Genomic DNA, 14,249 nt, shown 5'->3' on the forward strand with positions numbered 1-14,249 from the left:
ATTTGCACGAGTAAATGCAGTCCGCGTCTTTGCAAAAGTAAATGCAATTTCTTTTAGTCTTAAGGCTGCGTTTACTTTTTCAATTCACAACACTCTATCTTTAAGATACTTGCTTCAAATATCCAAGCAGTTTACTAAATTTCTATGTTATGATTGATATAGGTTTATGAATTAGATTTGAGGGATGGAAGATGGACGCAAGACAGTACCTGAAAAAATATTTTGGCTATGAATCTTTCCGAGAAGGTCAGGAGAAAATCATTAATGCAATTCTTGCGGGGCGCGATGCATTGGCAATCATGCCGACAGGGGCAGGGAAATCAATCTGCTATCAAATTCCTGCTGTGATGTTGCCTGGGATTACATTGGTAATTTCACCGCTGATATCACTGATGATGGATCAGGTCAAGGCTTTAAATGAGGCTGGAATTCGCGCCGCTTTTATTAATTCATCCCTGAGCGAAGCTCAATTTGCTAAAGCTTTACTGTTTGCTGAAAAAGGAGTCTATAAGATTATCTATGTTGCTCCGGAACGATTAGAAAGTCACGATTTTATTCATTTTGCCCGTCAAGCTGATATTTCCATGATTACCGTTGACGAAGCTCACTGCATTTCTCAATGGGGTCAAGATTTTAGACCAAGTTATTTGAAAATCATCGGATTTGTCAAAAGTTTGCCAAAACGCCCGATTGTCAGTGCATTTACGGCAACCGCAACGCAAGAAGTAAAAGTAGATATACTCTGTGTTTTAAATCTGATTGAACCGGAGGTGGTCGTGACTGGATTTGATCGGAAAAACTTATTTTATAGTGTAGAAAAAAGAAAAGATAAAGATCGTTTTGTTATAGAGTATGTTCAAAAACATGCGAAGGAAAGCGGAATTATCTATTGCGCGACTCGCAAAAACGTAGATAACCTTTTTATGTTGCTTTCCAAACAAGGTGTTTCTGTCACCCGCTATCACGCCGGATTAGACAAAGAGGAAAGAAAAAGAAATCAGGATGATTTTATCTATGACCGAACTCCGGTCATTGTGGCAACGAATGCTTTTGGGATGGGCATTGATAAATCGAACGTTCGGTATGTGATTCATTATAATATGCCTCAAAGCATGGAAAGTTATTATCAAGAAGCAGGCCGTGCAGGTCGGGATGGCGAGACTTCACAATGCATCCTATTATTTTCAGCCCAGGATATCATGATCAACAAGTTCCTGCTGGAAAATAAAGATTTTTCTGATCTTTCTTCTGAGGAAATTGAGATTATAAAACAACGGGATGCCAGGCGTCTTAAAATTATGGAAAATTATTGCAGAACCAATGAATGTCTGAGAAATACCATTTTAGATTATTTTGGGGAAAAAGTAATAAAACCTTGCGATAACTGCGGTAATTGCATGAAAGACTATAAAAAAATCGATATGACTGAAGAAGCGAAACAGGTTATCAATTGCGTTGCAGAAACAAGAGGCCGGTACGGATTAACGATAGTATTGGGAACCTTAATCGGTGCAAATCGTGCAAGACTCAAAGAGGTAGGTACGAATCGTTACAAAACCTATGGAGCATTAAAGGAATACTCTGTGTCACAGATCCGAGAGCTCATCTATGAACTTATTAATCAGAGATATTTGGTGCAGACAGAGGACCAATATGGAGTTTTGAAGCTTGGCGATATCACGATGCTGCAAGATGAGAATACCCATGTGATTTTAAAAGTCACTGAAGAAAAAACACAGGAAGCTGGAAAAATAAAGAGTAAGCAAAGAAATACAGACAAGCTTACTTCCGCTGGCTATGTTTTATTTGATGCTTTGCGTAAACTTCGGACAGATATTGCGAGGGAGGAAGGATTACCGCCATATATCATTTTCAATGATAAGACATTGATTGAAATGTGTGTTAGATTGCCGCTTGATGAAGAGGCCATGTTAGATATCGCAGGCGTCGGCGTTAATAAACTACAAAAATATGGACAACGATTTTTAGCGGTCATTGTGGACTTTAAAAAGACGCATCAAGAGGATAAAACCTCAATTCAAGATAATGTTTAAGTTTACGATATTTGAGTTAAAAGAAGAAAAATAAGTATTGTGAGATGAGTGGAAAGCAAGGAGTTCCCATAAAAGATTGAATTTAATGAGAAATGATGTTATAGCCATTGTAATTTGAATGATTGAATAAGAATCAGCCGGATAAATGTTTTAATCATAAAAGGATAAGAAAAAGGCCGGTAAAGCAGAGTGAGATTGTCTCTGCCTACCGGCCTCTTATATATGATTTTAATTTCTATTCATGTATTCTGACAGACAAGGATAAACCGTGATGGACATACTTTGAAAAAGCTTCTTCTTTACTCCCTACTGAAACACCAGCTGCTCCATCATCCGCGCGGCCCCGTCTTCTTTATGCGATAACGCATGATGCCGCGCCATCGCCAGCACTTCCTCCGTCGCGTTGGCGACAGCGACGCTGTGTCCGGCGACGTTCAACATCGGCAGGTCGTTGGCGTTATCACCAAATGCCGCCGTTTCCTCCGGCGTGCAGTTCAGCTGCCGCATGACCCATTTCAACGCTTCGCCTTTATTCGCCTGCGGATGCAGAATCTCCAGGTTTGACGGATGCGAAGACGTCAGTTCAATTCCCTCTTCATCCGATAACAGATTGATCAGCGCCTGCTTTTTTTCCGGATAATCGCGGCTGGTAATAAAATGAATCTTCGCGATCTGCGCGTCCGGCAGGGCATCCAAGAAATCCTTCCCCGATTCCCAAATCCGGTTTTTCAAAATATTTTTCAAATAAGAACCGTCGATCTTCAACGCCTTCCGGTCGTCCAGAATCGCCAGATGACTGTGAAGCCGGCCTTCAATCAAACAACTCCAATGTGGATTCATCGGTTCCGCCTTTGTCAATAACGCTTTGGCTCTGGCCGCAGGCAGCGTATTGGAAACCAGCGTCTCTCCCGTTTGATTATCCACGATCAAGCCTCCGTTGGCCGTGACGATCCAGCGAATTTTTTTCTGCTCCCGCAGCCATTGCGGAATCTCCCCTAAGGGCCGGGAACTGCACGGCACAAATTCCACGCCGCTGTCCAAAATTCGGCTGAGAATTTCCTTTGTGGTTTCGGTTAAGACAAAATGTTCGTTCAGTAATGTGAAATCCAGGTCGGTGGCGATCAGGCGTATTGAACTCATAAACAAAAATCCTCCTCTTTCCTCTTTCCGAATATTTTCTAACTATGATACCAAAGCCGCCGAAGGAATACAAGCCTGAAAATACAAATGGGTGGCAAGCTTCGCAAAATTCAAATCAAGCTCAGGCAGAAAGCCGGAAATGTCTGGAATTTGCGGATTATGTAGAGAAATCCTTGCTTTTTACCACCAGGTATGGTTTACTATTCCTGGTCTTTTTATCAAGAATGAGGGAGAGAGTCAGCTCGACGAACTCATACCAACCTGCTTGAAAGCAAGGTGGTAATGCTGGCAACGATAAGAAAGCAGGACGATGAATCATGAAGCCTTCTTTCTGAAGGCTTTTCTTATGCGTCATATCTGCCTTGATAAAAAAGACAAGGAGGATAATCTATGAAAAAATTTTTTACCAGCGAATCCGTCACCAGCGGACACCCGGACAAAATCTGCGACGCCATTTCCGACGCGATTCTGGACGAAGCACTTCGTCAGGATCCTGCCAGCAAGATGGCGGTGGAAACGACGATCAAAGACAATCTGATTTTTATCTATGGCGAAGCGAACACCAGCGCCGATCTGCCGTTTGAGAAAATTGCGAAGGACAAAATCCGCGAAATCGGCTACACAGAAGAATTTGAAGTCTTGACCAAGGTGTCGAAGCAGTCGGCGGAAATCTATGAAGCGGTCATGCATGATGAAGCTGATATGGGCGCGGGCGATCAGGGAATTATGTTCGGTTACGCCTGCAACGAAACAGAAAACTATATGCCGATGCCGATTGCGCTGGCTCACCGGCTGGCGGAACGGCTGGAACAAGTCCGCAAACAGGAAGCTTACTCCATCCTGAAACCCGATGGCAAAACTCAGGTCACCGTGGAATATGATGATAACAAACCAGTCCGGCTCGACACCATTGTCGTTTCCACGCAGCATATTGCCGAAGCGACCCAGGAAGAAATCCGGGCCAAGATCATCAATGAGGTCATCAAGCCGGTGATCGACGCCAACCTGATCGACAAGGACACGAAGATCCTCGTAAATCCAAGCGGATCCTTCGTCGTCGGCGGACCATTCGGCGACAGCGGCACAACCGGCCGTAAGATCGTCGTCGATACCTACGGCGGCATGGGACGGATCGGCGGCGGCTGCTTCAGCTCCAAGGACCCGAGCAAGGTTGACCGCAGCGCGGCCTATTACAGCCGTTTCGTCGCCAAGAACCTGGTGGCGGCCGGTCTGGCGGATCGTTTGGAAATTGAAGTCTCTTACGCTATCGGTAAGAGCGAACCGATTTCGATCTATGTCGAAACCTTTGGTACCGGCAAGGTCAGCGACGAGGAAATTCTGGAAATTATCCATAAGAATTTCGATTTCCGCGTCTCCAGCATCCTTCGCCAGTTAGATCTGAAAAAGCCGATTTACAGCCGCTATTCCGCTTACGGTCACTTTGGCCGCAGCGACTGCGCCTGGGAAAAGTTAATTGAGTTAAAGCGCTGACCGGCGCTTTTTCTTCGTCGCCGAGGAAGACAAAACGACAAAATTCAAGTACAATTAAAATGAACAAGTCGTTTGAAAGAAATTCAAATGGAGTTCAGACTGGACTGTGAGGCGGCAAAGTAACGCGGAACAACCCGCCAAGGAGGAAGACAATGACTGATTTTTTACCTGTAACCCGTGAAGAAATGGAACAACGCGGCTGGACCCAGCCCGATTTCGTCTATGTCAGCGGTGACGCCTATGTTGATCATCCGTCCTTCGGCCCGGCGATCATCACACGTATGCTGGAAGCTTACGGCTATAAGGTCTGCATGATCCCGCAGCCCGACTGGACGCGCGACGAACCCTTTATGGAATTTGGCGAGCCGCGGCTGGGCTTTCTGGTGTCCTCCGGCAACATCGACTCGATGGTCAATCATTACTCGGTCTCCAAACGCCGCCGTGATAAAGATAATTACACGGATAACGGCGAGATGGGCAAACGCCCGGACCGCGCGACGATCGTGTATTCCCAGAAAATCAAACAACTCTATCCCAAGACGCCGGTGATTCTGGGCGGGATTGAGGCATCACTGCGGCGGTTAGCCCATTATGACTATTGGGATGATCAAGTCCGGCGGTCGATCCTTTTAGATTCCGGCGCCGATCTCGTATTGTACGGCATGGGCGAGAATTCGATCATCGAGCTGGCGGAAGCACTGGACGGCGGCCTGCCAATTCAGGATATCATCTGGATTAAAGGCTCCGTCTACAAATGCAAGACGATCGATCATCTGTTTGAGCATAAGCTGCTGCCTTCCTTTGAAGAAGTGTCGCAGGATAAGCGCAAATATGCCGAGAGCTTCCGTATCCAGCATCTCAACATCGACGCCCTCAATGCCACGGTGCTGGTCGAGCCGTATCAAGGCTGGTATGTCGTCGCCAATACTCCGGCGCTGCCTCTGACGCAGCAACAGATGGATTTTACCTATTCACTCCCCTACAAACGAACCTTTCATCCGATGTATCATCACATCCCGGCGATTGATGAAGTCCGCTTTTCGATCATCGCCAACCGCGGCTGTTTCGGCAGCTGCGCTTTCTGCGCGCTGACCAATCATCAAGGCCGGGTGATTTCTTCACGAAGCAAGCAGTCGATTCTGGAGGAAGCAAAAAAGATAATCCAGGATCCGGATTTCAAAGGTTACATCCACGACGTCGGCGGACCGACCGCCAATTTCTACCATCCTTCCTGTCAGGATCAGCTGAAGCGCGGAACCTGTCCTGGTAAGGAATGCCTGCATCCCAAGCCATGCAAAAATCTTGAGGTTTCTCATCGCGATTATCTCAGCATCCTGCGCGATCTGCGGGTATTGCCGGGCGTGAAAAAGGTGTTTGTGCGCTCGGGCGTGCGGTACGATTATCTGATGTACGATCAAGACGATACCTTTTTCCGCGAGCTGGTGCAGTATCACATCTCCGGTCAGCTGAAGGTAGCGCCGGAACATGTCAGCGACAAGGTGCTGGATACGATGGGCAAATGCAATCACGCCCTGTATGAAAAATTCAGGGAGAAGTATCTGGCGCTGAACAAGGAATATGGAATGAATCAATTCCTCGTTCCATATCTGATGAGCTCGCATCCCGGCTGTGATCTGAACGACGCGATCGAGCTGGCCTGTTATCTCAAGTCGATCAATCACATTCCGCAGCAGGTGCAGGATTTCTATCCGACCCCGGCGACAATTTCCACGACGATGTACTGGACGGGGCTGGATCCGATGACGATGAAACCGGTCTATGTCGCCCGGGATCCGCATGAGAAGCAGCTGCAGCGGGCATTAATGCAATTCAACGCCCCGCGGAATTATAAGCTTGTGCATGAAGCGCTGACCCGCGCCGGCCGGACCGATCTGATCGGTTATGGCCGCGACTGTCTGATTCCGCCTGTTCCCTGGGGAAAACAGGAGGCAGGCAGTCGGCAGAAAACGGGACGGAGTGCAAAGGAAGAAAGCAAGCGGTCGGGGAGAAACAGTGGGAACTCCAGGTCTGGAAGCCGCTCGCAAAAGCTCACAAAGGGGCGTGAGAAAGCCGCTGCTGATGGAAAAAAGCAGGCTGCCTCAGACAAGCGTTTTGATCAGCGTGGGAAAACGTCCAAAAGCTCGATTTCATCTCAAGGCAAACGCCGGGGATAATCCATATCCAGACAAACAGAAATTAAATAAAGCAAGTAAAAACGCCGCAATCACCCCGCGGCGTTTTCTTGAAGCTTGCCTTCGGGTCTTCTCAGAAACAGCTGCCGTCGATTTTTTGTTTACCACTGCATCGCAAGATCGTGGTTGAAACGATTCATCCAATCGCATGCCGGACATTCAGACTGCCGCAGATCCCTCCTGTACTCTGAGCTGCAAATCAAAAACTGAATTTGAAAAGCGGGAATTCAGCGGCGACTCATTCGCGATTTGCCGCCTGTTTCCCGGTATTTTTCCAGGCAAAACCAAACCGCTTTCATTGCTGAAATTATTATCACAAATTATTGATGGATCAATGAATAAAAAAGCCATTTTTACAGTGTGCTATTGTTGAATTCAATTTTCAAAGGGGATATAATAAGAACATCAAGGGAGGACTAAAAGATGATTATTCAAAGTAAGCAGGTTTGGGTTTCCAGTACGTTCATTGAAGCGCAGCTGGAGATCATAGACGCGAAGATCACAGGAATTTACCCGTATGGAACCAAGCCGGTCGATAAGGATTACGGCGAGGATCGGATCCTGCCGGGCATGATTGATATTCATTGCCACGGAGGTCTGGGTTTTGATACGAACGACGCTAATCATGAAGGTCTGCGGACCTGGGCTGCCGGACTGCCGAAGGAAGGCATCACCGGTTTTTTGCCGACCACAGTCACGCAGAGTGAAGAAGTGCTGACCAAAGCGCTGATCAACGTCACGGAAGTCGTTGACGAAGGCTACGAAGGTGCGGAAATCCTCGGCATTCATTTTGAAGGCCCATACCTCAACGCGAAAAACAAAGGCGCGCAGCCGGAACAGTTCATCGTTACGCCGGATGTTGAGCAGTTCAAGAAGTATCAGGAAGCCGCCAAGGGCATGATCAAGGTTATCACACTGGCAACGGAAAAGGATCCGGACTGGGCTTTAACACGCTACGCCTCCAGCCATGGCGTCTGCGTATCCATCGGTCACTCCGGCGCAACCTATGAAGACGCGCTGATGGGCATTGCCAACGGCGCAAATTCCATGACGCATGTCTTTAACGGGATGAATGGTCTGCATCACCGCACACCGAATCTGGTCGGCGCCGCGATGCGCTGCCGCGACACCTATGGCGAAATCATCTGCGACGGCAACCATGTCAACTGGGCGGCGGTCAATGCTTACGTTACCGCAAAGGGCCGCGACTATGCCGTCATGATCGACGACGCGCTGTGCGCAAAAGGCTGCGAACCAGGCTACTATGAACTGGGCGGCAATCAGATTGATATCCGTGAAAACGGCTCCGCTTATCTGCACGGCACCGACACGCTGGCCGGCGGCACTTTGAAGTTTAACCGCGGTCTGCAGAACCTGGTTGAAAAGGCGCTGCTGCCGTTTGACTGGGCGGTCAACATGGTTTCCCTGAATCCGGCCCGTCTGTTGAAAATGGACGACCGCAAGGGTAAAATCATGGCGGGCTACGACGCCGATCTGGTTGTTCTCAACCGCGATTACGACGTGGTTCAGACATACTGCCTCGGAAAAGAAATGCTGTAAAAACCTGAACCTTTCAGGTTTTTCTTTGTAGTTGGACTTTGCCGGAGCAGAAAAACGGGACAGATTGCAGCGAATGCTGCCGGGGATTTCTGTTTTTCCCCCGCTTTCAGACTCCTTCCGCGCTCTGCGATGGCGAAGGTTTTTGTCCAAGCAGAAAAAACTGCTTCCATAACGTTCCGCATTGGAATAAGCGATTGATTTTAATTCCAAGATGCGTTTCCATTTTCACGAGTCTTAAACAAACAGCCTGTCCAGCTTCAATCTATCTCCATTATAAAAGCATATAAGAGTACAAAATAGAGACAAACTCCAAAGAAAAGAGGGAGCAAATATGAGAATTCAAAGCACGCGCGTCTGGCTGAACGAACAATTCGTTCCAGCTCAGCTTGTTTTTGACAACGGAAAGATCACGGCCATCGAATCCTATGATGCGCAGAAAGCCGACGTGGATTACGGCGATAAGCGGATCCTTCCAGGTCTGATCGACATTCACTGCCACGGCTACAACGGACTGGACTGCAACTATGCGACCCGCGAAGGTCTGCTGAACTGGATTGAATATCTGCCGCAGGACGGCGTCACCAGTTTTTTAGCGACGACCTCGACCGCTCCGGAAAGCAATCTGCTGGAATCCTTCGCGCTTATCAGCAAGATCATTGACGAAGATCACCGCGGGGCAAAAATTCAGGGCATCCACGTCGAAGGCCCGCAGATTTCCCATGAATTCAAGGGCGCGCACAATCCATACTTAATTCAGAAACCCAACATTGAACAATTTGACCGTTACCAGAAGGCGGCTGAAGGTAAGATCAAGATGATCTGCATCGCGCCGGAAAAAGATGACGATCACGCGTTGATCCGCTACTGTGTTTCCCAGGGCGTCAAAGTCGCGATGGGGCATACCGGAGCGAAATTTGATGAATGCGCCAAAGCGATCGAAGATGGCGCCGACAGCTTCACGCATACCTTCAACGGCATGCTCGGCCTGCATCACCGCGAACCGGGAACCGCCGGGGCCGCGATGTTCTTTGAGAACATTTACGCCGAGCTGATCGCCGACGGCGTGCATGTGCATCCGGCCGTCGCCAGTGTGCTGGGCCGCGTCAAGGGCAAGGATAAACTGATTCTGGTTACCGATTCCGTATCAATTAAGGGCCTGAAGCCGGGCTTCTATCACATGAAGGGCCGCGACGTGACGGTCGGCGAGGATGGCTGCGGACGGCTGCCTAACGGTAAGCTGGCAGGCAGCTCCAACCGCATGAACGTGCTGGTCGGCAACCTGATCGAAATGATGAAGCTGCCGCTGGCGACGGCGATCAACGCCGCGACAATCAATCCTGCCACGCGGATGGGCTTTGCCAACAAGGGCTTGATCGAAACCGGCTATGACGCCGATCTGTGCGTGCTCAATGACGATTACAGCGTAGCCCAAACCTGGGTGCTGGGCGAGGCCATGCTGCATGAGTAAAGCCCGCGCCGTCTTTTTCGACATCGATCACACGCTGTTCTCCCACACCCTTCACGATGTTCCCGCCTCGGCGTATACCGCGATTGAAAGGCTGAAGCAAAACGGCAGTCAGATCGCGCTGTGCACAAGCCGGGCGGTGGAGGAATTGGTCAATCTGCCGCCGAAGCTGACGGATCTGCTGGACGGGGTCGTCTGCGCTCAGGGTGGAATCATTATGGATCATGGGAAAATCATCGCCTCTAAAATCATTGACGAAGGCGATGCCGAACGGGTGATCGATTACTGCCGCCGCAACGATTTAGTCGTGCGTTACAGCGGCGTCCATGGTGAAAACAGCCACGATCTGCACTACACCCAGGAAATCAGCGATCTGTTCTATTTTCTGTATAAGATGCGTCCCGGCCAGACGCTGTGGAAGCACCAGCCGTTAGTCAATATCATCTTTTACACCCGGGAAGCCCAACATGTCGACGCGATCCGGCCGCTGCTGCACAATTCCCATCTGATGGTCATGCATTTCGCCAACGAAGTCACCGCAGCAGATGCGAACAAGGCCAGCGGAATGCTGGAACTGGCGGCGCACTGGGGCTTTGATCAACCTCAAACAGTGGCGTTTGGCGACGGCTACAACGATGTGGAAATGATCCGCCGGGCCGGGCTGGGCATCGCAATGGGCAACGGCTGCGACGAAGCCAAGCAGGCGGCCGACTACATCGCTGACGACATTGATCGTGACGGCGTCTACAAAGCCTGTCTGCACTTTGGATTGATCGAGGAGGAAAATCATGCCGAGAATTGAAAATGAAGTCGCCGCGGTGGAAGTAAAAACGCTGGCGGCGGAAATCACCAGCTTTTATGACAAAGAAAAGAATATCGAACACATGTGGCAGGGCGACCCGCAGTTCTGGGCCGGGCGCAATCCGATCCTGTTCCCGATGGTCGGCAGCACCTGGACCAAGGACTATCAGATCGACGGAAAAACCTATAAGATGGGCAACCATGGGTTTGCCCGTCACAGCGAATTCACCGTCGAAAGCGTGAGCGAAGACACGATCGTTTTATCTTTAAGCGACAATGAGGAAACTCGCGCGCAGTATCCGTTTGAATTCAAACTGACGGTGACCTATCGGCTGTCCGGCCGGAAGCTGACGATCACCTACCGGATCGACAATCATTCGCCGCGGATGATGCCGTTCTCCTTCGGTCTGCATCCGGCGTTTAACTGCCCGATGGCGCCGGGGGAACGCTTTGAAGACTACAAGATCGTTTTTGCGTGCCCGGAAACGCAGACAACCGCCAGCTCCAACGCGTCGCTGTGTTTAAAGGAAGAAAAGGAAATTGCGCTGGACTACGCAACCTTCAACAACATCCCGACGCTTCTGTTCGAGCATCTGCGCTCGCCTTACGTTACCCTGACTAACGGTAAAAACAGCGTTAAAGTCAGCGTCGCGGGCTATCGCTGGCTGGCTTTCTGGACCAAGCCGAACGCTCCGTATCTGTGCATCGAGCCATGGCATGGACACGGCGATTTTGCGGAAGTTCACGTTCCGTTTGAAGAACGCGAAGGCACGATTCAGCTGCGTGAAAACGCCAGCTTCACGACGTCCTACACGATCGAAATCGGCTGATTTTAATTTGGCAACAACAGCCCGAAGCGTTGAGTTTACACCGTTTTCGTGCTATTGTTATAGATGTAAAAGGGAGGAATTTCAAATGTTCAAAATTATTGTGACGGAAAACTATGACGAATTAAGCGAAAAAGCTTTTGAAGTCATGAAGGAAGTCATCACATCCAAGTCCAATCCGGTTCTGGGTCTGGCGACAGGCTCCAGCCCGATCGGTCTGTACCAGAATATGATCAAGGATCATAAGGAAAACGGGACATCCTATAAGAATGTCGTTACCTTCAACCTGGATGAATACATCGGCCTGAAGCGCGACCACAGCCAGACGTATTGGACGTTCATGCATGAAAACCTGTTCAACGGCCTGGACATTCCGGAAGCCAATGTTCACGTTCCAGTCGGCGACAGTGACAACATCCAGGCGGAGTGTGAAAAGTACGAAGAAGCGATGAAAAACTTTGAAGTCGATATCCAGCTGTTAGGCATCGGCGCCAATGGTCACATCGGTTTCAACGAACCGGGGACCTCGTTTGATACGCTGACCCACACCGTCGTTCTGAAGGAAAAAACACGTCAGGACAACGCGCGTTTCTTTGATCCATTAGGGGAAAAAGTTCCGACTGAAGCGATCACCATGGGGATCGCGACGATCATGAAAGCCAAGAAAATCCTGCTGGTTGCCAATGGCAAGAACAAGGCAGACGCGATTTACGCCATGATCAAGGGCCCGGTTACGGAAGATTGCCCGGCCAGCATCCTGCAGAACCATCCGGATGTGACGGTCATCGTCGACCGCGGCGCCGCAAGCAAGCTGTAAGCCGTTCCGAGTTTACATCAATAACTTCAAAACAGCCTCCGGGCTGTTTTGTTTTGGCGCAAATGAAGTCGGCCGCAAGGAAATACCGTTGATGTCCGCTGTGAGCATTTCGGTATGCAAAGGAAAAAACTGTGATATACTTAGATTACTGAACAGGAGGATGAAGACAATGAAAATTGTAAATACGCAGGAATTTGATGAAATAACAGCGAAGGACGGGCTGGTACTCGTGGATTTTTTTGCCGATTGGTGCGGACCATGCAAGATGCTGGCGCCGGTGCTGGAGGAAGTCGCGGCGAAATATGAAGGCAAGCTGGAAATTGTTAAGGTGAACGTCGATCAGTCGCAGGATCTGGCGCAGCGTTACGGCGTCATGTCGATTCCGACGTTAATCGCGTTCAAAGGCGGAAAAGCCGTGAAGCAGAGCGTTGGTTTCCAGCCGAAAAACATGCTGGAAAACATGATCGAAGGTCTGTTGTAAGCGGTCTGATTCAACAGATAAGGACTTTCGATTGTCATCACAATGCCGGGTACTCAGTGTATCCGGTTTTTTTGTGTTTGTCTGTTTGGACGTCCAAGCGGGATGAGACTGCCGGATTCGGGAAAACTGAGTACAGGCAAAAGGAGAAGACGAAGCAGGAAGCAGGCACACATAGGCCTTGAGTGCGGCCGGGGATCAAAAGGAGGGAGCGGCAGCGGGGCAGGAAGACATGAAAAGCGGAAATGTTCGCTCTGAGGGGAAACTGAATGGAAAGAGGCCATTTTTGAAACCTTGAAATCGGAATGCGTTTCAGCACGTTTTCAAGGTTTCCTACGCTTGGATTTTCCATCCCCCCCCCCTGCCAATGCGGCATGACAGCTGCGGTAGAATTCAGGAAAAAGTTTAACCGCAGTAATCTTTTTGTTTAAAACTATTGAATTTTACAGGCGCGTATGTATAATAATATCTGTGTTTATTAAATGCTTCCGGGAAGTTTAGTGTTACTAAACATCTGGGCGAAAAAGGAGGGGTTGGATGGATATCGGATATCGGATCAAACAGCTGCGGACGAAAAACAACCTGACGCTGGAGGAACTGGCCAGCCGCTGTGAGTTAACCAAGGGTTTCCTGTCGCAGCTGGAACGGAATCTGACCTCGCCTTCGATCGCGACGCTGCAGGATATCGTTGAAGCGCTGGGCACGACGCTGGCGAAGTTTTTCCAGGAAGAAACAGAGGAAAAACTGGTGTTTACCGACGACGACTACTTCGTCGACGAACGGGAAGACTGCACGATCCACTGGATCGTGCCCAATGCCCAGAAAAACGAAATGGAGCCGATTCTGCTGGAACTGCCGCCGCAGGGCCGGTCACACGAGGTCGCTGTTCACGAAGGGGAGGAATTCGGCTACGTGCTGTCCGGACGGATCAAGCTGATCAATCTGGATACGGGGAAAGTCTATATCGTCAAAAAGGGGCAGACGTTTTACATCAAGGGTTCGTTCAGCTATTGTCTGAAAAACGATTCGGCGCAGCCGGCCCGCGTGCTGTGGATCTGCACGCCGCCGATCTTTTAAGCCATTAGAGAAAGGGGATTTACGGATGAAAAAACTAATTCAGTTTAAGAATATCGTGAAGGAATTCGACGGCCAGATCGTCTTGAAGGGCGTCAATCTGGATATCTATGAAAACGAGTTTGTCACGCTGCTTGGCCCATCGGGCTGCGGCAAAACGACGCTGCTCAGAATTCTGGGCGGATTTCTGGAGCCGACAGAAGGAAAGATTATTTTCGACGGTCAGGATATCAGCCAGGTGCCGCCTTACAAACGGGAGATCAACACCGTGTTCCAGAAGTACGCGCTGTTTCCGCACATGAACGTGTATGAAGATCGGAAGAGCACACGTCTGAACTCCAGTCACTCCT

General features: G+C 49.4%; 12 protein-coding genes and 1 riboswitch. Of the genes, 11 read left to right on the top strand and 1 reads right to left on the bottom strand.

The features are described from left to right. Positions 1 to 191: 191 nt before the first annotated feature. The gene (gene recQ / locus AC5OW4_RS11295; RefSeq protein ID WP_072684876.1) at positions 192 to 2,054 is read left to right on the top strand and encodes a DNA helicase RecQ; all 1,863 of its coding nucleotides are present in this window, start codon (positions 192 to 194) and stop codon (positions 2,052 to 2,054) included. Between the two features lie 306 nt (positions 2,055 to 2,360). On the opposite strand, the gene AC5OW4_RS11300 is transcribed toward recQ, so the two are convergent. Continuing rightward, a complete protein-coding gene (locus AC5OW4_RS11300; protein WP_072684877.1) occupies positions 2,361 to 3,194 on the bottom strand; it encodes a Cof-type HAD-IIB family hydrolase in 834 nt (277 codons plus the stop codon). Positions 3,195 to 3,406: 212 nt separating this feature from the next. Beyond that, positions 3,407 to 3,495: riboswitch (SAM riboswitch) on the top strand. Between the two features lie 89 nt (positions 3,496 to 3,584). On the opposite strand from AC5OW4_RS11300, the gene metK reads away from it, so the two are divergent. From metK to AC5OW4_RS11350, 10 genes are all read left to right on the top strand, one after another. Then, complete coding sequence (metK, locus tag AC5OW4_RS11305) at positions 3,585 to 4,685, top strand: methionine adenosyltransferase (protein WP_072684878.1); 1,101 nt, start codon at positions 3,585 to 3,587, stop codon at positions 4,683 to 4,685. A gap of 152 nt (positions 4,686 to 4,837) precedes the next feature. Beyond that, positions 4,838 to 6,859, top strand: coding sequence for a YgiQ family radical SAM protein (locus AC5OW4_RS11310; RefSeq protein WP_072684879.1), 2,022 nt, complete (start codon positions 4,838 to 4,840; stop codon positions 6,857 to 6,859). Between the two features lie 441 nt (positions 6,860 to 7,300). Continuing rightward, positions 7,301 to 8,437: an N-acetylglucosamine-6-phosphate deacetylase gene (nagA, locus tag AC5OW4_RS11315; RefSeq protein ID WP_072684880.1), complete on the top strand. Its 1,137-nt coding sequence runs from the start codon at positions 7,301 to 7,303 to the stop codon at positions 8,435 to 8,437. Between the two features lie 331 nt (positions 8,438 to 8,768). Next, the gene (gene nagA / locus AC5OW4_RS11320; protein ID WP_072684881.1) at positions 8,769 to 9,905 is read left to right on the top strand and encodes an N-acetylglucosamine-6-phosphate deacetylase; all 1,137 of its coding nucleotides are present in this window, start codon (positions 8,769 to 8,771) and stop codon (positions 9,903 to 9,905) included. Continuing rightward, entirely contained in the window at positions 9,898 to 10,704 is an 807-nt protein-coding gene (locus AC5OW4_RS11325) for a Cof-type HAD-IIB family hydrolase (RefSeq protein ID WP_072684882.1), read from the top strand. The genes nagA (AC5OW4_RS11320) and AC5OW4_RS11325 overlap by 8 nt, the downstream gene beginning before the upstream one ends. Continuing rightward, the gene (locus AC5OW4_RS11330; RefSeq protein ID WP_072684883.1) at positions 10,691 to 11,533 is read left to right on the top strand and encodes an aldose 1-epimerase family protein; all 843 of its coding nucleotides are present in this window, start codon (positions 10,691 to 10,693) and stop codon (positions 11,531 to 11,533) included. Before AC5OW4_RS11325 ends, AC5OW4_RS11330 begins: the two co-directional genes overlap by 14 nt. 85 nt (positions 11,534 to 11,618) lie before the next feature. Beyond that, positions 11,619 to 12,347, top strand: a complete 729-nt coding sequence (gene nagB, locus AC5OW4_RS11335) for a glucosamine-6-phosphate deaminase (protein WP_072684884.1) — start codon at positions 11,619 to 11,621, stop codon at positions 12,345 to 12,347. Positions 12,348 to 12,507: 160 nt separating this feature from the next. Then, positions 12,508 to 12,828: a thioredoxin gene (gene trxA / locus AC5OW4_RS11340; RefSeq protein ID WP_072684885.1), complete on the top strand. Its 321-nt coding sequence runs from the start codon at positions 12,508 to 12,510 to the stop codon at positions 12,826 to 12,828. A gap of 534 nt (positions 12,829 to 13,362) precedes the next feature. Next, a complete protein-coding gene (locus AC5OW4_RS11345; RefSeq protein ID WP_493676978.1) occupies positions 13,363 to 13,902 on the top strand; it encodes a helix-turn-helix domain-containing protein in 540 nt (179 codons plus the stop codon). A gap of 25 nt (positions 13,903 to 13,927) precedes the next feature. Beyond that, positions 13,928 to 14,249, top strand: a 322-nt coding sequence (locus AC5OW4_RS11350; protein WP_493676979.1) for an ATP-binding cassette domain-containing protein, incomplete at its 3' end; no start/stop codon positions are given.

This window comes from Holdemania sp. (genome assembly GCF_986127675.1).

Coding starts and splice junctions, on each gene's coding strand:
- recQ (WP_072684876.1), top strand. CDS start 192: ATGGACGCAAGACAGTACCTGAAAAAATATTTTGGCTATGAATCTTTC.
- AC5OW4_RS11300 (WP_072684877.1), bottom strand. CDS start 3,194: ATGAGTTCAATACGCCTGATCGCCACCGACCTGGATTTCACATTACTG.
- metK (WP_072684878.1), top strand. CDS start 3,585: ATGAAAAAATTTTTTACCAGCGAATCCGTCACCAGCGGACACCCGGAC.
- AC5OW4_RS11310 (WP_072684879.1), top strand. CDS start 4,838: ATGACTGATTTTTTACCTGTAACCCGTGAAGAAATGGAACAACGCGGC.
- nagA (WP_072684880.1), top strand. CDS start 7,301: ATGATTATTCAAAGTAAGCAGGTTTGGGTTTCCAGTACGTTCATTGAA.
- nagA (WP_072684881.1), top strand. CDS start 8,769: ATGAGAATTCAAAGCACGCGCGTCTGGCTGAACGAACAATTCGTTCCA.
- AC5OW4_RS11325 (WP_072684882.1), top strand. CDS start 9,898: ATGAGTAAAGCCCGCGCCGTCTTTTTCGACATCGATCACACGCTGTTC.
- AC5OW4_RS11330 (WP_072684883.1), top strand. CDS start 10,691: ATGCCGAGAATTGAAAATGAAGTCGCCGCGGTGGAAGTAAAAACGCTG.
- nagB (WP_072684884.1), top strand. CDS start 11,619: ATGTTCAAAATTATTGTGACGGAAAACTATGACGAATTAAGCGAAAAA.
- trxA (WP_072684885.1), top strand. CDS start 12,508: ATGAAGACAATGAAAATTGTAAATACGCAGGAATTTGATGAAATAACA.
- AC5OW4_RS11345 (WP_493676978.1), top strand. CDS start 13,363: ATGGATATCGGATATCGGATCAAACAGCTGCGGACGAAAAACAACCTG.